This is a genomic window from Arthrobacter sp. B10-11, from assembly GCF_033142195.1.
Classification (GTDB): domain Bacteria; phylum Actinomycetota; class Actinomycetes; order Actinomycetales; family Micrococcaceae; genus Arthrobacter; species Arthrobacter oryzae_C.
In genome coordinates this window covers 874,027-891,973 of the sequence record NZ_JAWMTH010000001.1, presented here as the reverse complement: position 1 = coordinate 891,973, position 17,947 = coordinate 874,027, and the positions used below count along the sequence as shown (strand labels likewise).

Sequence of the window (17,947 nt, the reverse complement as noted above, 5' to 3'; positions counted from 1 at the left end):
TGATCGGCACCGGTCCGCTCCGCCCGTTCCACCTCCAAACCATGCTTAACGACGCAAGGATTTCGCCAATGACGACGACAATGCAAGCAGCCGTAGTAACTGAATTCGGTAAGGATCTCCAGATCCAGACCCTCCCCATTCCCACCCCGGGACGCGGTGAGGCGCTGGTCAAGGTCATCACCACCGGCGTCTGCCACACTGACCTGCACGCAGCGGAAGGGGACTGGCCGGTCAAGCCGTCACCCCCGTTCGTTCCCGGCCACGAAGGCGTGGGCGAAGTGGTTGCCCTCGGCGAAGGCGTCACGGACCTCGCTGTCGGAGACCTCGTGGGCAACGCCTGGCTCTGGTCCGCCTGCGGTGACTGCCAGTACTGCCGCACCGGCTGGGAAACCCTCTGTGAAGCGCAGAAGAATGCGGGCTACAGCGTTGACGGCTCGTTCGGGCAGTACATGCTGGTGGACAGCCGGTTCGCAGCCAGGATTCCGGCGGGTTCGGACCCCGTGGAAGTGGCCCCCGTGCTCTGCGCCGGCGTCACCGTCTACAAGGGCCTGAAGATGACAGAGGCCAAGCCGGGCCAGTGGGTCACTATTTCCGGCATCGGCGGCCTGGGCCACATCGCCGTCCAGTACGCCGTCGCCATGGGCCTGCGGGTTGCCGCGGTGGACATCGCTGACGACAAACTCGCCCTGGCCAAGAAACACGGCGCGGAGCTAACCGTCAACGCCCTCCACGAGGACCCGGCGGAAGTCATCCAGCGCGAAACCGGAGGTTGCCATGGAGTCCTTGTCACAGCTGTGCACCCGTCAGCCTTCGGGCAGGCGATCGGCATGGCCCGCCGCGGCGGCACGATTGTCTTCAACGGCCTGCCGCCGGGTGACTTCCCGGCACCGATCTTCGAGATTGTGCTCAAGGGCCTGACGGTCCGCGGCTCGATCGTGGGAACCCGGCAGGACCTTGAGGAAGCCCTGGATTTCTACGCCCAGGGCAAGATCCACCCCACGGTGTCCACCCGGGAGCTGTCCGAGGTCAACGCGGTGCTTGACGAAATGAAGCACGCCAAGATCGACGGCCGTGTGGTGCTGACGTTCTGATGCCCGACACCAGGCTTGAAGCCGCCGTGACGCTGCCCGGGGAAGACTTTTCCCGGGTGGCGCTCACGGGCGGTGCCGTGGAACTGCTCAGGCAACTGTGGGGCCAGCACGGGCCCCTGATGTTCCACCAGTCAGGCGGCTGCTGTGACGGGTCCTCGCCCATGTGTTACCCGGCGGGAGACTTCATCACCGCGGAAGCGGACGTCCTCCTGGGGCTGTTCGACATCGCCGACGGGGTGGAGCCGAAACCCCTCGAGTTCTGGATGTCCAGAGAGCAGTTCAACTACTGGAGCCACACGCACCTGACTGTGGACGTGGTCCAGGGCCGGGGGAGTGGATTCTCGGTCGAGGCGCCGGAAGGCAAGCGGTTCCTCATCAGGTCGACTCTGATGGACTGGCCCGCCTGAACACCTTGCGGCAACCTGAACGCCCTGCGGCAACAGCGCGAGCGAACACTTGGGGCCCCTCCTGTGAGGGGCCCCAAGTGTTCGCTCGCGCTTAACGCCGTCTCACATTCTGGGATAAATGTGACCGTCCACTGGATGGACACTACTCTTGATAAGTCTGTTTCCAGCAAGCTATCGAGATTGTGGACTTTCCTATGAACCTTTTCCGGACGAAATCCATCGAGCAGTCGATCGCCGACGCCGATGAACCCGGACGCAAGCTGAAGCGTTCCCTGAGCACCTGGGACCTCATGATCATGGGCGTCGCCGTTGCTGTCGGAGCCGGGATCTTCTCCGTCGGCGCCAAAGCCGCAGCGAACTTCGCCGGTCCTGCCGTCACGGTGTCCTTCGCGATTGCCGCCGTCACCTGCGCGCTGGCCATCATGTGCTACGCAGAGTTTGCCACGGCCATTCCGGTGGCCGGTTCCGCCTACGTCTTCACGTACGCCACCATGGGCGAGCTGCTGGCCTGGATCATTGGCTGGAACCTCATCCTGGAGCTCTTCACCGCCGCGGCGGTGATCGCCAAGTACTGGGGCATCTACCTCAGCAAGGTCTTCGCGCTCATGGGCGTGGACATTCCGCCCGCCCTTTCGCTCGGCGGCGTTGACCTCTACTGGGGCGCGTTCCTGATCGTAGCCGTCTTCACCGTGCTGCTGGTGCTGGGGACAAAGCTGTCCGCCCGCGTCGGCAACATCTTCACCCTGATCAAGATCGGCGTCGTGCTGTTCGTGATCGTGGTGGGCTTCACCTACGTGAAGTTCGAAAACTACTCGCCGTTCGTTCCGGCCTCCGAACCCACAGGCAGCGCCGGCACCGCCGACGTCCTCAAGCAGTCCTTCTTCGGCTTCCTGACCGGAGCCGCCCCGGCGCAGTACGGCACCCTGGGAATCTTCGCCGGCGCGGCGCTGGTCTTCTTCGCCTTCATCGGATTCGACGTGGTGGCCACCTCGGCCGAGGAAGTCAAGAACCCGCAGAAGACCCTGCCGCGCGGCATCTTCGGCGGCCTGGCCATCGTCACGGTCCTGTACATCCTGGTGTCGCTCGCCCTGACCGGCATGGTGTCCTACACGCAGCTGGCGGAGGCCGAGAGCCCCACGCTCACCACCGCCTTCGAAGCCGTGGGCAACACCGACGCCGCCAAGATCATCGCCTTCGGTTCCCTGGTGGGCCTCACCACGGTGATCATGGTGCTGCTGATGGGCCTGTCCCGCGTTGTCCTGGCCATGAGCCGCGACGGCCTGCTGCCGCGCTCGCTGTCCAAGACCAGCACCATCCGTGCGACGCCGGTCCGCCTCCAGATCATCTGCGGTGCGGCAGTTGCCCTCGTGGCCGGACTGACCAATGTGGACCTTCTGGAGGAAATGATCAATATCGGCACGCTGTCTGCCTTCGTGATGGTGAGCCTGGGCATCCTGGTCCTGCGGAAGAAGCGCCCGGACCTGAAGCCGGCCTTCCGCGTACCGTTCGGCAAGGTGCTTCCGGTAGTGTCCGCCCTCCTGTGCCTCTACCTGATGACGAACCTCGCGGTGGAGACGTGGATCTTCTTCGCCATCTGGCTGGTCATCGGTGTGGCGATCTACTTCGCCTACGGTCAGCGCCACTCCCGGCTGAATGAAAAATTCGCGGAAGCAAAGGCCGCCGTCAACGGCGCACCGCAGGCCACCACTAAGGCCAGCCAGGACGACGACGAGGACGCGCTCACGCGCGGCTGACCTCCCGTCCGTCGGTTTACTGCCGGAATCCGCTTTGGCCATGACTCCATAAGATGGAGTCATGGCCAAAGCTGTTAAACCGGAACGCAAGGTGGAGTTGTTGTCCGCCATTCAGGACTACCTGATGGATAAAACGCTCGCTGAGCTCACGTTCCGGAGCCTGGCGGACGGCCTGGGCATCAGCTCCTACGTGCTGGTCTATCACTTCGGCAACCGCGAGCAGCTGGTCAACGAGATCATCGGATCCATCGAATCCCGGCTGGACAGCATGCGCACCACGGACGTCCGGGACATCGACAGGGAGGCCTGGCGATCCTACCTGATGGAGTCCTGGCAGTGGACCATGGCCCAGCGGAACCGCCACCTGGCCAGGCTTGAGTTCGAGGCCACCGCGCAGGACGTGGTGGCGTCCTCGCCCCGCGGAACCGCCCAGGACCACTTCCGCATGCTCCACGAAAAAGCCCGTGACTGGCTGGTGGTGCAGGGGATCCGTCCGGAATTCGCCGACACCGACGCGCGGCTGTTCACCTCCACCTTCTACGGCCTGCAGTTCGACTTTGTGGTGATGAACCAGCCCGAGGAAGCGACCAAGGCGTTCGAGCTGATGGTGGCCGTGTTCTTCTCGAACCTGGAGCACCGCCTGGCCACCGAAGGCCAGCACGTCTGACCTCCTGGCCTGGCGCCGGCACAGGACCGGCGGCCCTTACTCCGTCGTCTCAGAGCTGTAACAATGACCCTTAAGTAGGTGCGGTTGACCTCGCATCATGCTTAGATCGGATTGTTTGAACAGGTGTTCGAACAGCGAACATTTGCGGCTTGGGGCTCATCACTGCCAAGTCAATGGGCACAAAGGAGTGAACATGAAACGTCGTTTTATTGCCGCGCTGGCAGCCGCCTCCGTTCTGGGCCTGTCGGCCTGCGGCAGTGGCTCGCCCAGTTCCACGGGCGGCGGAACTGCAACGGGAACCGCCGGTGGAGGATCGGACCTGACCAAGGTCAGCGTCGGCGTCATTCCCATCGTCGACTGCGCACCCATCTACCTCGGCGACAAGCAGGGCTTCTTCAAGGAAGAAGGCCTCCAGCTCGACATCCAGACTGCCACGGGCGGCGCGGCGATCGTTCCCGGCGTCGTCAGCGGCAGCTTCGACTTCGCCTTTTCCAACCTGATCTCGGTGATGGTCGCCAAGGACAAGGGCCTCGACCTGAAGTTCGTGGCCAACGGTGCCTCCACCACCGGCGAAAAGGGCAAGGACATCGGAGGTGTTGTGGCCCCGGCCGGGTCCAGCATCCAGTCCGCCAAAGACCTTGCCGGCAAGACAGTCTCGGTGAACAACCTCTCCAATATCGGCGACACCACCATCAAGTCGGTCATCGAAAAAGACGGCGGAGACCCCAATAGCGTGAAGTTCGTGGAAGTTGCCTTCCCGGACGCCCCGGCGGCCCTGGCCAACAAGCAGGTGGATGCGGCGTGGATCCTGGAGCCGTTCCTGTCCAAAGCTGTGGCTGAAGGCGGCACGATCGTCTCCTCGAACTTCGTCGAGATGAGTCCGGAACTGGACATTGCCGGCTACTTCACCAAGGCGGACACCATCTCGGGCAAGGCTGAGCTGACGCAGAAGTTCACCCGCGCGATGAACAAGTCCCTCGAATACGCGCAGGAGCATCCGGAGGAAGTCCGCGAGATCGTGGGCACCTACACCAAGATCGACGAGGCCACCCGAGCCAAAATGATCCTGCCCCGGTACCGCGTTGAATTCAATGAGGACGCGTTCAAGACCCTCGGCGATGCGGCAGCCAAGTTCGGAACGCTGGGCAAGGCCCCGAGCGCAGACGACCTCCTCCCGTGAGTTCAACGACCCAAACCTCCGGTGGTGCCGCTCCCGGTGTGGAGCGGCCCCGCCGGCAGGTGCGCACGATGCCGACGAAGCAACTGCTCGGCTTCGCGGGGATCCTCGGATTCCTGATCACCTGGGAGCTCATTCCCCGGATCGGCCTGATCGATGCCCGCTACCTGCCGCCCGCGAGCGAGGTCATTGCAGCCCTGGTTGTGGACTTCGGACTTACCGCCTTCTGGGTTTCGGTGGGCGAAACCATGAAGGCATGGTTCCTGGGCCTGATCATCGCCGTCTCCCTGGCCGTGCTGGCCGGGTTCATCATCGGCTCCAGCAACTTCCTGCGTCAGGCCACCAACTCCACGGTTGAATTCCTGCGTCCCATCCCGTCCGTGGCACTGATCCCCCTCGCGGTGCTGCTCTTCGGGGTGAAGATCGAATCCTCCCTGATGCTGATTACCTATGCTGCCTTCTGGCAGGTTTTGATCCAGGTCCTCTACGGAGTGGCCGACGTGGACATGGTCGCCAACAACACGGCGAAGACCTACGGCCTGGGACGGATGGCCCGGATCCGCTACGTGGTGTTCCCCACCGCCTTGCCCTACCTGATGACCGGCGTCCGGCTCGCTGCCACGGTGGCGCTGGTCCTGGCCATCACGGCGGAACTGGTGATCGGCTCGCCGGGCCTGGGCCGTGAAATCGCCCTCGCGCAGTCGGGCGGCGCCATCTCCGGCATGTATGCCCTGGTGCTCGCCACCGGCCTGATCGGCGTGGCGATCAATATGCTGATGCGCTTTATCGAGAAGAAGACGCTGTCCTGGCACGCCTCCGTCCGTTCCGAGGTGATCGTATGAAAGTCCTGAAGACACTCGGCTACATCCTGGGCCTGCCGGTCCTCCTGGTCCTGATCTGGTGGGCCTCCACACTGGGGAAGCCTAACTTCTTCGTCCCCACGCCTGCCAGCCTGGTTGAAACGTTCGGGGAGGTCTGGTTCGGTGAGCGTTTCTTCACCGACGTCCTGCCGAGCGTTGGACGGCTCCTGGTGGGTGTGGTGGCGGCAATCATCATCGGCGTCGTCGGCGGCGTCCTTATCGGATCGATCACATGGCTGCGGGCGCTGCTGGAGCCCACGCTGGAATTCTTCCGGGCCGTCCCGCCGCCCGTCCTGGTTCCCGTGCTGATGCTACTTATGGGCATCACCGACTCCATGAAGGTGGTTGTCATCATCTCCGGCTGCGTCTGGCCGGTGCTGCTGAACACCATCGAGGGCGTCCGGGCCGTCGACCCGGTACTGTCCGACTCCACCCACACTTACGGCATCACCGGCTGGGCCCGCGTCCGTTACCTGGTGCTGCCGTCCGCCAGCCCGCAGATCCTGGCCGGCGTGCGTCAGTCGCTGTCCCTTGGCCTGATCCTGATGGTCATCTCCGAAATGTTTGCCTCTTCCTCAGGACTGGGCTTCACCATCGTCCAGTTCCAGCGGTCTTTCGCCATCCCGGAAATGTGGTCCGGCATTGTGGTTCTCGGCCTGCTGGGCGTGGGCATGTCATTCATCTTCCAGTGGGCCGAGCGGAACATCCTGCGCTGGTACCACGGCCAGAAAGAGGTAGAAAATGCAGCCTGACCCAACTCACGGTTCCCGGGATCAAGGCGCCCGGGAACCGATGCTCTCCGTCCGCGGCCTGAAGAAGGTTTACCAGACCGACGGCGGCGACGTCGAAGCGGTCCGGAACCTGACGTTCGATCTGCGCGCGGGCGAGTTGGCCTGCCTGGTGGGCCCGTCCGGGTCCGGGAAGACCACCCTCCTGAAATGCATCTCAGGGCTGATGGCCCCGACCGAGGGTGAAGTCCTGCTGGACGGCAAGCGCGTCTCCGGTCCGCCCAAGAAGATGGCGGTGGTGTTCCAGGAATACGGCCGCTCGCTCTTCCCCTGGATGAGGGTCCGCGACAACGTGGAGCTTCCGCTGAAGAACCAGGGCATGCCAAAGGCGGAGCGTGACCGGATCGTCGACGAGGCGCTCGAGGCCGTTGGCCTGTCCCACGTTCCGCGGTCCTACCCTTGGCAGCTCTCCGGGGGCATGCAGCAGCGTGTGGCGATCGCCCGTGCGATCGCCTACCAGCCGGAGGTCCTGCTGATGGACGAACCGTTCGCGGCTGTGGACGCCCAGACCCGCGCGGACCTGGAGGACCTGATCCGCGTGGTCTGGAAGAAGTTCGGCGTGACGGTGCTCTTCGTGACACACGACATCGACGAATCCGTCTACCTTGGCGAGCGGGTCATCATCCTCTCCAGCTCCCCGACCGTCATCCAGGAGGACATCGTGATCGACCTCCCGGAAAACCGCGACCAGCTGGAAACCCGTTCACTGCCGCGCTTCACAGAACTCAGGCACCACGTCTACGAGCAGATCCAGCTCGCGAAGAAGGGCCACCGGCCTGCCGCTGCGGGGACCTCCACGCCGGGCACGGCAACTGTCTGATCGCACAGCGAACTGCGCTGTGCGCGCTGCGCTGTGCGCACGACGCAGCCGGGTAACCCGGCGCACGGCGCAGCCGGGCCCAAGTAGCACGGCCGGGCTGTCACGGTGATGCGTGCCGGCCCACCCAGTCCACCAGCGGGCGGAGCTTTTCCCAGAGCGCGGCGATCTCCTGCGCGGCGGCAGGCGATTCCAGCCAGTCCGGCTGGCCCAGCTCGATGCCGGCTGACAGCGATTTGTGCTTGAGCAGCTCCGCCCGGGGGTGGTCCCGGCTGTAGCCGCGCGGCACGGTTTTGAGTTTCTCGCCTTCCACGGCAAAACCGGCAGCGGCCACGTTGTCGACGATCTGTCGGAGGGATTCACCTGTCCCGGACGCATCCACCGAGTTCCGGAAGCGGGCCAGCTGGGCAGGGGAGTGCGAGTGGTACCCGCCGCCTACCAGCAGCCCGTCTGCGCTGACCTGGAGGTAGTACCCCACGCCCTCCTGCGCCGAGGCGAAGGCGCCCTGGGCCGTCTTGTAGGGCGATTTGTCCTGCGAGAACCTGATGTCCCGGTTGGGCCGGAAGATCTTCCCCGGCCCGAACCGCGGTTCCAGCTCTGCCAGCAGCGCCGTGAGTGGATCCCGGACCAGGCTGGCGTAGCTGTCCTTGTGCTCCAGCCACCACTCCCGGTTGTTGTTGTCCTCAAGTTCCGCATAGAACGCGAAGGCCCCCGCGGGGATGCCGTGGAAAGTAGTCATGGTGTGATCCTAGGGACCCCGCGCCGCGGCAACCAGAAGCGGCACCGGCTATGTGGAAACACCCCCAACGCAGAACACCCCGCCGCGGATGGTCCGCAGCGGGGTGTTCGGGTGAAGCGGGGTGTTCAGGTGAATCGCGATCAGCGGCGCCCGGGGGAGCCGCCGAGGAGGCTACAGCTTGTTGGCTGCCTCGGCGTCGGACTCGGTCTGGGCTGCGCCGAGGTTGGCGCGCAGCTTGGCGCCGAGATCGGCGTCAACGTTGGTCCAGTACTGGATGGCGCGTTCCTTGATGTCAGCGTTCTTCACGCCGCCGACAGCACCGGTGATGGTGTCCAGCAGGCGGGCCTTGGCGCCGTCGTCGAACACTTCGCGGTACAGAGTGCCGGCCTGGCCGAAGTCGCCGTCCTCAGCGTGCAGGGAGTGCGCGGAGAGCGTCAGCTCGCCGTCGTTCTCCCAGCCGCCGCCTGCGACAGCAGGCTCAACAGCAGCGGGCCCGCCCACCGAGTTCGGGGCGTAGACCGGAACGGAGGGGGCGTTGAAGTGGTAACGCCCGGCGCCGTCCTGGCTGTAGTTGTTGACCTGATTCTTCGGCTGGTTCACCGGGATCTGGGCGTGGTTGGTGCCCACACGGTAGCGGTGTGCGTCAGCGTAGGAGAAGATGCGGGCCTGCAGCATCTTGTCCGGGGACGCGGCGATGCCCGGTACGAAGTTCGACGGCGCAAAGGTGGCCTGCTCGATCTGCGCGAAGTAGTTCTCCGGGTTCCGGTTCAGCTCCATCGTGCCCACCTTGATCAGCGGGTAGTCAGCGTGCGGCCACACCTTGGTGAGGTCGAACGGGTTGAAGCGGTAGGTCTTGGCATCCTCGTAAGGCATGACCTGGACGTGCAGGTCCCAGGACGGGAAGTTGCCCGCGGCGATGTTTTCCTGCAGGTCGCGGATGTAGAAGTCCGCGTCCGAACCGGCCAGTGCCTCGGCCTCGTCGCCCGTGATGGTCTTGACGCCCTGGTTGGACTTGAAGTGGTACTTGACCCAGAAGCGCTCGCCCTCGGCGTTGATCCACTGGTAGGTGTGCGAGCCGTAGCCCTGCATTTCACGCCAGGAAGCCGGCAGGCCGCGGTCACCCATCAGCCAGGTGACCTGGTGTGCGGATTCGGGGGACAGGGTCCAGAAGTCCCACTGCATGTCGGCGTCGCGCAGGTGGGTGCCCGGGAGGCGCTTCTGCGAGTGGATGAAGTCCGGGAACTTGATGCCGTCGCGGATGAAGAACACCGGGGTGTTGTTGCCCACGAGGTCGTAGTTGCCCTCGGAGGTGTAGAACTTGACGGCGAAGCCGCGGGGGTCGCGCCAGGTGTCGGGGGAGCCGTTCTCGCCGGCCACGGAGGAGAAGCGGATCAGCATTTCGGTGTCCACGCCCGGCTGCAGGAAGGCAGCCTTGGTGTACTTGGAAACGTCCTCGGTGGTGGTGAACTTGCCGAACGCTCCGCCGCCCTTGGCGTGGACAACGCGCTCCGGAACGCGCTCGCGGTTGAACTGGGCGAGCTTTTCGATCAGGTAGTGGTCGGTCAGGATGATGGCGCCGTCAGCGCCGACAGCCTTCGAGTGTGCGTCGGAAGTGACGGGAGCACCGGACTGTGTGGTGGACACAGCGGGCGCGGAGATGTTCAGAGTCATCTTTCTCCTTTGGTTGGGTTTCTTGCTTAGTTTCGTTCGGCGGGTAGCTTTTGGGTGCGCTGGCAGTCCTGGCAGATGCCCTGGTACATGACGTCAGCGATCTGGATGGTCATCGGCTTGGAGTGTTCGTCCCAGTGCGGGGTGAGGCAGGGGGCATGGCCGACGGCGCAGTCCACGTCTTCCACGCGTCCGCAGCTGATGCAGATGGCGTGGTGGTGGTTGTCGCCCACCCGCGTCTCATACAGCGCGGGGGAATGCGGCGGTTCAAACCGGCGCAGCATGTGCAGGTCGGTGAGGTCGCCGAGGACCACATAGACGGACTGCGCGGTCATCTCCGGCAGTTCCTCGCGTGCGGCGGCAAGGATGCTTTCGGCCGGCGAGTGCGGGTGGCGTTCGACGGCGGTGAGTACCGCCAGCCGCTGTTTGGTCACCCGGCGGCCGTGGGCGCGCAGGGCAGCAGCCCATGCATCCTGGCCGGCCTCGTGAACTGTCATAGCCCCATTCAAGCACTTATTATGACTAAATCACAATAAGGCCGGGCTAACTTCCGGTGAACGCAGCAACATGTTGAACGGGTTGACGGACTCGCCGGCTGAGCGGCCCAGCGCATGCAGTTCCAGCCGGCCGCCTGTGACGGCGGCATCCGGGACGATGCAGCTCAGTCCCGTGACGGCCTGTCGCAGTGCCAGGGCTTCCAAAGCCGCAGCCAGCGCCAGCAGTTCACCCGGGGCCACGTCCTCCACGGCGCCGATGGTGCGCTCCGGGGCGAGGACCGTGTGGTCCGAGCCGGCAGGGGCCGACGGCGTCCAGGTGCGGATGGCGGGCAGCGGCACCGCTGCGTCCTGGCCGGCTGCCGTCCAGCCCGCGGGAGGGCCTGCCGCCTTCAGCAACGCGGTGCGCAGCCCGGCGTCGTACTTGTCCAGGTCCCGCTCCGGCGCCGGCTTTCGGCGCTGGGCAGGCAGGGCGAGCTGCTCGGCCGGGGTGACAGGTTCGCCGGCCCAGCGGCCGAACAGGTGGAATGTGGGGGTGGAGGACTCCGCAGCCGGCTCGCCGATCGAAGCGCCCAGCGCATGCCAGCGATGGGCGAACAGCAGGGTGCACGTGTCCGCCCCGAGGACGTCGGCCAATGCCCTGCGGGCAGCGTTGTGGCAGCGCAGCCAGTCGGTGGCGGAACGGATGTCGAGGGCCGTTGCCGGATCGCTGAGCCGGATCATCAGGTGGCCGGAGGTCAGCGGAGTGCGCGGCCGGGTGACCTCCCACAGTTCCGAGCCGTAGAGCAGCCGCCTGGACAACTGCATCCGTACTCTCCTTCCGCCGTGGTACATCCCCGCCCGAGACTATCAAGCTCCGGAAACTTCCCGTCGCGGCCGCGGCTAGAGTTGCCCGGTGGGAAAACTTCTGGCTGACATCACTCCGCTGCGCGAGAGCCCTGCCTTCCGCCGGCTCTGGCTGGGATCGGCCGTCTCCAACCTGGGGAGCCAGCTCACGCTGGTCGCGGTGAGCCTGGAGGTCTACCGGCTGACGGAGGACAGCCTCTACGTAGGGCTGTTGAGTATCTTCGCGCTGGTTCCGCTGGTGCTGGGAGGCCTGCTGGGCGGCTCCATCGCCGATGCCCACGACCGCCGCAGGGTGGCCCTCCTGGCCACCACCGTGCTGTGGCTGAGCACGGCGGGGCTGGCCGCGCAGGCTTGGCTGGGCGTGGGGAACGTGTGGTTGCTGTACTTGCTGGTTGCCGTGCAGAGCGGGGCGCAGGCCATCAATCAGCCCGCCCGCAGCGCCATCATCCCGATGCTGGTCCGCAAGGAACTCCTGCCGGCGGCCAACGCGCTGAGCATGATCAGCTTCGGCCTGGCCATGACCGCCGGACCGCTCCTGGCCGGCGTGCTGGTGGCGTGGGTGGGCTTCGGCTGGACCTACACCCTCGACGTCGCGAGCTTCGCGTTTGCCTTCTGGGCCCTGCTGAAGCTTCCGCCGATGCGGCCGGGGAAGGTGGTGCACCGCGCCGGGCTGCGCTCCGTGCTGGAGGGGTTCCGCTTCCTCGGCACGCGGCCCAATCTCCGCATGACGTTCGTGATCGACCTCGTGGCCATGATTTTCGCGCAGCCCCGCGCCCTGATGCCGGCCATCGGTGCGGTGATGATCGGCGGCGGCGAGGCCACTGTGGGCGTGCTCCTGGCATCGACGGCCGTGGGGGCGTTCCTGGCCGGGCTCTTCTCCGGGCCCCTGGGCGGCATCCGCAGGCAGGGGGCCGCCGTGGTGTGGTCCGTCATGGGCTGGGGTGCGTCCATTGCCGGATTCGGGCTGGTGGTGGTGCTGGCCGGACGCTCCGGGGCCGACGGTGTGACGTGGTGGCTGCTGCCCGCCGCGCTGTGCTGCGCCCTTGCGGGCATTTCGGATTCCGTGAGCGCCGTCTTCCGCACCACCATCCTCCAGGCGGCCACGCCGGATCACCTGCGCGGCCGGCTCCAGGGCGTCTTTGTGGTGGTGGTTGCCGGCGGCCCGCGGATCGGGGACATGCTGGCGGGCGGCGGCACTAAACTTTTGAGTGAAGGTTGGGTGTTGTTGCTGGGCGGCCTGTTGTGCATCGCCGTGGCCTGGGCGGTGGCACGCCGGCAGTCGGGGTTCCTGAAGTACGACGCACGGAATCCCGTTCCCTAGCGGCGGCGTACCTTTCGCGGGCAGTACGTCGTGCGGGCAGTACTTTCATGAGGAGGAACAGTGCATAATCACCACAACGGGCTGAAGACCGCGGCGCTGTTCGGGGTGCTGTGGGCCGTGCTGCTGGGGCTGGGAGCCGTGATCGGCAGCAGCATGCGGAGCACCACCCCCATCTGGATCATGGCGCTGGTGGGCGTGGGCACCACGGCGTACGGGTACTGGAACAGTGACAAACTCGCGCTCCGGTCCATGCAGGCCTACCCCGTCACGGAGGAACAAGCACCCCAGCTCTACCAGATTGTCAGGGAGCTCTCGGCCAAGGCCAGCCAGCCCATGCCGCGGATCTATGTCTCGCCCACGCCGGCGCCCAACGCCTTCGCCACCGGCAGGAACCCCCGGAACGCCGCCGTCTGCTGCACGGAAGGCATCCTGCGGCTCCTGAGCGTCCGGGAGCTTCGCGGCGTCTTGGGCCATGAACTGATGCACGTCTATAGCCGGGACATCCTGACGTCGTCCGTGGCTGCGGCAGTCGCCGGTGTGATCACCTCGGTGGGGCAGATGCTGCTGTTCTTCGGCGGCGGGGACCGGCGCAATGCAAACCCGCTCGCGATGCTCGCCATGGCCCTGCTTGCTCCGCTCGCGGCGATGGTCATCCAGTCGGCCATCTCCCGGACCAGGGAGTACGACGCCGACGAGGACGGTTCCGCGCTCACCGGCGATCCGCTGGCGCTCGCCTCAGCCCTGCGCAAGATCCACCAGGGCGTGCAGATGGTGCCGCTCCCGCCGGACCAGAAGCTGGTCAACGCCTCGCACCTGATGATCGCCAACCCGTTCCGCGGCGGCGGCATGAGCCGGATGTTCGCTACGCACCCGCCGATGCAGGACCGCATTACCCGGCTGGAACTGATGGCGAGGGGCCCGATCAGCTGAGCGCCGCCGTCGTACGTTCCTTCCGGCGACGCGCAACCGGGCTGAGGACGCAGAAACGGGCTGAGGACACCCGGATTCAGGTGTCCTCAGCCCGTTTCTGCGTCTTCTATGGGCTGGCTAGCTGCGGAAGTTGACGAACTGCAGGTCCGCCTCGTCGAAGTCCTTGAGGAGGGCCATGGTGGCCTGGAGGTCGTCGCGGGACTTGGAGGTCACGCGGAGTTCGTCGCCCTGGATCTGGGACTTGACGGACTTCGGCGCCTCATCGCGGATCAGCTTGTTGATCTTCTTGGCGAGGTCCTGCGCGATGCCCTCCTTGATGGAGGCCTCCAGCCGGTACTCCTTGCCGGATGCGTAGGGTTCACCGGTGTCCAGCGACTTCAGTGAGATCCCGCGGCGGATGAGCTTCGACTGCAGGACGTCCAGGACGGCGAGCACACGCTCTTCCGAGTTGGCCTTCATCAGGATCTTTTCGCCGCTGAAATCAACCTCGGCGCCAACGCCCTTGAAGTCGTAGCGCTGGGCAAGTTCCTTCTGCGCCTGGTTCAGCGCGTTGGCCACTTCCTGCTTGTCTACCTTGCTGACGACGTCGAATGTGGATTCGCCTGCCATAACTGTCCTCCTGCTAATCGCCTGGATACCCCTTGAAGGGCGGTGTTGTCTGCATTCCAGCCTAGTACGGATGGCGTCCAAGTGAAGGCCCGGGTTCGGGCAGCGTTCATGCCGGGAAGATTCCGGTCGATTCACAGTTTCCTCATAGCCGGCGCACGGCGGGAACGAAGTCCGGCACTGCAGAGTTGGAGGTGTTGGAAGAGTTGCCCCGGAAGGAAAGCACATGCACCAGAAAGCCGTCCGCTACGTCACCCGTTCCACGGCCGCGGCTGCCGCCACCCTGGCCACCGCCGCCACATCCGTAGCCGCCGCTGCGGTGGCCACCTCGATCATCCTGAGCCCCGTGGCGGACGCTTCTTCGCGCATGGATGGTGTGCACTCGGATCTGATGCGCGCGGTCCAGCTGAACCAGATCACCGAGGAGCAGGCAGCGAAGTTCGAGGCCAAACTGGCTGGCCGCATTCTTGGTGAAGCCTGATTTTCCGCGGATTTCCGGGGTTTTTGGGTGCCTCCGGGCCTCGATTCGATTCTTCGGCAGAAGTTCTGTAAAGTTGTCTTGCCCGCGGTTGCTGGAAGCGGAACGGACTGGAAACAGGAGTTCTGAACACGGAAATCGCGAGTGATCTTCTTTTGAAGTTCGGCAGATTACCCGAGCGGCCAAAGGGGGCTGACTGTAAATCAGCTGGCAACGCCTACGGGGGTTCGAATCCCTCATCTGCCACCCAAGGAAAAGTCTCCGGAACCATCAGGTTCCGGAGACTTTTCTGTTTCCGGGCACATTTGCCTCTGTCCGGCCTTGGCTTGTCCGTCCTCCCGGGCCTTGAAGTTTCGGAGCCGCGGACAAGCCCGGGAGATATCAGTTGAGGCCGATCACCAGCATCTGGCTGGTGCCCGGGATGCAGGTCTGCAGGATGACCCGGGGAAAGCCCCCGAAAATCGCGGAGACGTTGTTGGTGGTGCCGGGGTTCGGCACCTGTCCCCGCCCGCTGACCGTGAACGTCCCGTAGCCCGGGATGCTGACTGTTTCGCCGACGCCGATCCCGGAGAACCGTGCCCACCCGCCGCAGAAGTCGTGCTCGGTGATGAACGTGGCATAGGCGTCGGTGGGCGTGAAGTGGATCGGCCCGATGCAGGCGTCCACCATGGCCTGGCCGCCGGCACCCGCCACGTAGATGGTGCGGACAGCCGGGGCCGGGGCCGGGGCTGGTGCGGGGGCCGCAGGTGCCGCTGCAGGGGCGGGTGCCGGAGCCGGAGCGGCGACGGCGGGTCCCGTCAGCTTCAGGACCTGTCCCGGCACGATCGGCGAGTACACGCCCAGGCCGTTAGCCGCCAGCATGGCGTTCATGTCCACGCCGAAGCGGGCAGCGATGGCCCCGACGGTGTCCCCGGCCACCACGGTGTACAGGTTGGACGCCTCAGGTGCGGGTGCAGGCTCCGGAGCAGGGGCCGGGGCCGGGGCCGGTGCAGGTGCCGGTTCCGCGGCCGGTGCAGCAGGCTCCGGGACGGCGGCAACGGCGGCTTCCGGCGCTGCGGCACCGGCCGTCGCAGGATTTGGGGCCGGAGTGTCCGCGGCCCGGCTGGATTCAGGCGCCGCTGCCGTTACCGCCCGGGTGTCGCTGACCAGGGCTGTCTGCGCCGTGGCGGAATAGCCGACGGCGGCCACGGCGACTGCCGTAACTACGGCTCCAGCGGCTAAAAATGCCCTGAGCCTCGGTTTGGTGCTGCGGGCTGGTGTGGCTCCGCGGCCTTCTGGCGAAGTGGGGACAGCTGTTCTGTCCTCAAGTTCAAGCTGGTTCTGATCCATCGGTTCCCCCCCCGGGAGTCAATGCCTTGGGGATCAACTGGACAGCGGGCCCCAGGGCGGTGGTGCGCCGGCAGCGGGCCGCACGGATGTGCAGCACGTGGCGCGGAGACGCATGAATTGAGCTGCCGAAATAATGAGTAATTGCGGAAGCGCGGATGATTAGACCCACGGCCACCGGGTGGCCGCGTGAAATTCCGGAATACTGCCTGCCCTAGGAATATCGAGTCTATGAATGGGGAGGTAAGCGCCGCACGAGTGGGAATTACTCGAATCTTTGCGGGTGGCACCCGCGCACTCGCGGGGGATACCTAAGGTCTTCTGTGTACACCTGCGCAGACACTCGAACGTAGACGGCGGGCTACTTGGTCCGGGGCGAGTAGGGCCGCAGAGAAGCGTTACGCATTGCCGGCCGGTACGTGCTGGTTAATCAGTGCGGCCGCTGAAAACCAGGGGGAATTGCCGCAATAAGGGGCTAATTCCGGGTAATTCGGCGGAATGGATTAATTCCATGAAAAAAAGCGGCCTTCCCGGATACAAAGACCGGGAGGGCCGCCTTTTGTGAATCTAACTGGTTGACGGGATATTACGGCTCGCGGTCGCGGCGAAGTTCCGCTAATTCCTGCCGCAGGGCGGCTACCTCCACCAGCAATTCGCGGACGTCGGCGCGCACCGGAACTTCAGCCGATTCGACAGCTGCTTCGGTGTTTTCCTCGACGCGCTGCACCAGCCAGGACGCGATGGAGGCCGTCACCACGCCCAGCACCGCGATGCCGCTCATCATGAGGGCCGCGGCAACCATTCGGCCAATCGGGGTGACGGGGAAGAGGTCGCCGTAGCCCACTGTGGTGATGGTGGTGATGGCCCACCACGCGGAGTCGCCGAAAGTGAGGATCTTGGCATCGGGGGCGTTCTGTTCGACGTCGAGGACGGCGAGTGCGCCCACGAAGACCAGCAGGACAGCGGAGCCGGCCACGTAGGTGACCACACGGCCGCGAAGTGTTTCACCCACGGTCCGGTGCAGCACGGAAAGCAGGGTGACCAGCCTGAGCAGCCGGAGCGGGCGGAAGAAGGGAAGGGCAACGATCAGCAGCTCGTGCAGGTTGAGGATGAACCAGCGCCTCCGGTTCTCCGCGAGCCACAGGTTGGCGGCATAATCGACCACGAAGACGGCCCAGGTGATCCACATGACCCCCTCCAGGAACTCGGCCTGCGGCCCCTCGATGCGGCCGATCACCTGCCAGGCGTATGCCGTGAGGAAAATGAGCGCTGTCCCCATCAGCGGCCACTCGGCGATGTCCCTGTAGCGTTCCTGCGTCATGGGGAAATCCTAAGGGCGGAGGGTCTTGGACCTGATGTTACTGGCGGGTAACATGGGGGCATGCACCTGCTTTTGCGAACGCTCCTTCTCCTGTTCACGTCCTCCCGCAGACCGCCCCTGGGTATCTGGGACACATCCTCGCTGCCGCTGCGGGTGCTGCCCACTGACATCGACATAGCCTTGCACGTCAACAACGGGATGTACTTCTCCCTGATGGACCTGGGCCGGTTTGACCTCATGGCGCGGAGCGGGACCTGGAAAAAGATGCGCCGGCGGGGTTGGTCGCCGGTAGCCGCAGGGGAGACCATCGCGTTCCGGAAGTCGCTCCAGCTGTGGCAGCAGTACACCATCGAGTCCCGGATCATCGGGCTGGACACCAAGGCCATCTACTTCGAACAGCGCATGGTGGTGGACGGGGAAATCTATGCCCGCGCGCACATCGCCACCCGCCTGGTCTGCAAGGGGAAGCCGGTGAGCCAGGAGGAGATTTTCCGGGAGTTCGGCGAGCCGCCGGCAGGACTCGAACTGCCGGACTGGATCCACGAATGGCGGGAAACCAACGCGCTGCCCGGCGCCCGCCGCCCCGCACCCCACTTGTGGCACTGAGCCGGATGCAGGCAGTGAGCAGCCGGATGCTGGCACTGAACACCGGCTGCA

General features: G+C 65.2%; 19 protein-coding genes and 1 tRNA gene. 13 read left to right on the top strand and 7 right to left on the bottom strand.

The window, feature by feature from the left end; all coding sequences use genetic code 11:
• Positions 1-68: 68 nt before the first annotated feature.
• The 8 genes from adhP (at position 69) to RW112_RS04190 (ending at position 7,564) form a co-directional block, all read left to right on the top strand.
• Positions 69-1,091, top strand: coding sequence for an alcohol dehydrogenase AdhP (adhP, locus tag RW112_RS04225; RefSeq protein WP_317780532.1), 1,023 nt, complete (start codon positions 69-71; stop codon positions 1,089-1,091).
• Positions 1,091-1,498, top strand: a complete 408-nt coding sequence (locus tag RW112_RS04220; protein WP_317780531.1) for a DUF779 domain-containing protein — start codon at positions 1,091-1,093, stop codon at positions 1,496-1,498. The genes adhP and RW112_RS04220 overlap by 1 nt, the downstream gene beginning before the upstream one ends.
• A gap of 194 nt (positions 1,499-1,692) precedes the next feature.
• Positions 1,693-3,252 (top strand): amino acid permease, encoded by a 1,560-nt coding sequence (locus RW112_RS04215; RefSeq protein ID WP_317780530.1) that lies wholly within the window; start codon positions 1,693-1,695, stop codon positions 3,250-3,252.
• 61 nt (positions 3,253-3,313) lie between these two features.
• Complete coding sequence (locus tag RW112_RS04210) at positions 3,314-3,919, top strand: TetR/AcrR family transcriptional regulator (protein ID WP_305941896.1); 606 nt, start codon at positions 3,314-3,316, stop codon at positions 3,917-3,919.
• A 193-nt stretch (positions 3,920-4,112) separates the two neighbouring features.
• Positions 4,113-5,099: an ABC transporter substrate-binding protein gene (locus tag RW112_RS04205; RefSeq protein ID WP_317780529.1), complete on the top strand. Its 987-nt coding sequence runs from the start codon at positions 4,113-4,115 to the stop codon at positions 5,097-5,099.
• On the top strand, positions 5,096-5,938 hold the full coding sequence (locus tag RW112_RS04200) for an ABC transporter permease (protein ID WP_317780528.1): 843 nt from the start codon (positions 5,096-5,098) through the stop codon (positions 5,936-5,938). The genes RW112_RS04205 and RW112_RS04200 overlap by 4 nt, the downstream gene beginning before the upstream one ends.
• Positions 5,935-6,708: an ABC transporter permease gene (locus RW112_RS04195; protein WP_317780527.1), complete on the top strand. Its 774-nt coding sequence runs from the start codon at positions 5,935-5,937 to the stop codon at positions 6,706-6,708. Before RW112_RS04200 ends, RW112_RS04195 begins: the two co-directional genes overlap by 4 nt.
• Positions 6,698-7,564 (top strand): ABC transporter ATP-binding protein, encoded by an 867-nt coding sequence (locus tag RW112_RS04190; protein ID WP_317780526.1) that lies wholly within the window; start codon positions 6,698-6,700, stop codon positions 7,562-7,564. The genes RW112_RS04195 and RW112_RS04190 overlap by 11 nt, the downstream gene beginning before the upstream one ends.
• 100 nt (positions 7,565-7,664) lie before the next feature.
• Here RW112_RS04190 and RW112_RS04185 read toward each other — a convergent pair whose 3' ends face one another.
• From RW112_RS04185 to RW112_RS04170, 4 genes are all read right to left on the bottom strand, one after another.
• Positions 7,665-8,300, bottom strand: coding sequence for a DUF2461 domain-containing protein (locus RW112_RS04185; RefSeq protein ID WP_317780525.1), 636 nt, complete (start codon positions 8,298-8,300; stop codon positions 7,665-7,667).
• A 171-nt stretch (positions 8,301-8,471) separates the two neighbouring features.
• Positions 8,472-9,971 carry a catalase gene (locus tag RW112_RS04180; RefSeq protein WP_317780524.1) on the bottom strand — a complete coding sequence of 500 codons (1,500 nt, stop codon included), beginning with the start codon at positions 9,969-9,971 and terminating at the stop codon, positions 8,472-8,474.
• Between the two features lie 26 nt (positions 9,972-9,997).
• Complete coding sequence (locus tag RW112_RS04175; RefSeq protein ID WP_305941889.1) at positions 9,998-10,465, bottom strand: Fur family transcriptional regulator; 468 nt, start codon at positions 10,463-10,465, stop codon at positions 9,998-10,000.
• A 30-nt stretch (positions 10,466-10,495) separates the two neighbouring features.
• The gene (locus tag RW112_RS04170; protein WP_317780523.1) at positions 10,496-11,269 is read right to left on the bottom strand and encodes a hypothetical protein; all 774 of its coding nucleotides are present in this window, start codon (positions 11,267-11,269) and stop codon (positions 10,496-10,498) included.
• A gap of 88 nt (positions 11,270-11,357) precedes the next feature.
• Here RW112_RS04170 and RW112_RS04165 point away from each other — a divergent pair, with 88 nt between their 5' ends.
• Complete coding sequence (locus RW112_RS04165; RefSeq protein ID WP_317780522.1) at positions 11,358-12,629, top strand: MFS transporter; 1,272 nt, start codon at positions 11,358-11,360, stop codon at positions 12,627-12,629.
• 60 nt (positions 12,630-12,689) lie between these two features.
• Positions 12,690-13,559, top strand: coding sequence for a zinc metalloprotease HtpX (htpX, locus tag RW112_RS04160; RefSeq protein WP_317780521.1), 870 nt, complete (start codon positions 12,690-12,692; stop codon positions 13,557-13,559).
• 117 nt (positions 13,560-13,676) lie between these two features.
• Here the strand turns inward: htpX and RW112_RS04155 are convergent, their stop codons facing one another.
• Positions 13,677-14,168, bottom strand: a complete 492-nt coding sequence (locus RW112_RS04155; RefSeq protein WP_003804256.1) for a YajQ family cyclic di-GMP-binding protein — start codon at positions 14,166-14,168, stop codon at positions 13,677-13,679.
• Between the two features lie 223 nt (positions 14,169-14,391).
• Between RW112_RS04155 and RW112_RS04150 the strand changes: the two genes are divergently transcribed.
• Both RW112_RS04150 and RW112_RS04145 read left to right on the top strand, forming a co-directional pair.
• Positions 14,392-14,646 carry a hypothetical protein gene (locus tag RW112_RS04150; protein ID WP_305941885.1) on the top strand — a complete coding sequence of 85 codons (255 nt, stop codon included), beginning with the start codon at positions 14,392-14,394 and terminating at the stop codon, positions 14,644-14,646.
• Positions 14,647-14,807: 161 nt separating this feature from the next.
• Positions 14,808-14,889, top strand: a tRNA-Tyr gene (locus RW112_RS04145).
• A 135-nt stretch (positions 14,890-15,024) separates the two neighbouring features.
• Here the strand turns inward: RW112_RS04145 and RW112_RS04140 are convergent.
• Both RW112_RS04140 and RW112_RS04135 read right to left on the bottom strand, forming a co-directional pair.
• Positions 15,025-15,972 carry a LysM domain-containing protein gene (locus RW112_RS04140; RefSeq protein ID WP_317780520.1) on the bottom strand — a complete coding sequence of 316 codons (948 nt, stop codon included), beginning with the start codon at positions 15,970-15,972 and terminating at the stop codon, positions 15,025-15,027.
• A gap of 583 nt (positions 15,973-16,555) precedes the next feature.
• On the bottom strand, positions 16,556-17,290 hold the full coding sequence (locus RW112_RS04135; protein WP_317780519.1) for a potassium channel family protein: 735 nt from the start codon (positions 17,288-17,290) through the stop codon (positions 16,556-16,558).
• 60 nt (positions 17,291-17,350) lie between these two features.
• Here RW112_RS04135 and RW112_RS04130 point away from each other — a divergent pair, with 60 nt between their 5' ends.
• Complete coding sequence (locus tag RW112_RS04130) at positions 17,351-17,896, top strand: acyl-CoA thioesterase (protein WP_317780518.1); 546 nt, start codon at positions 17,351-17,353, stop codon at positions 17,894-17,896.
• Positions 17,897-17,947: the final 51 nt, after the last annotated feature.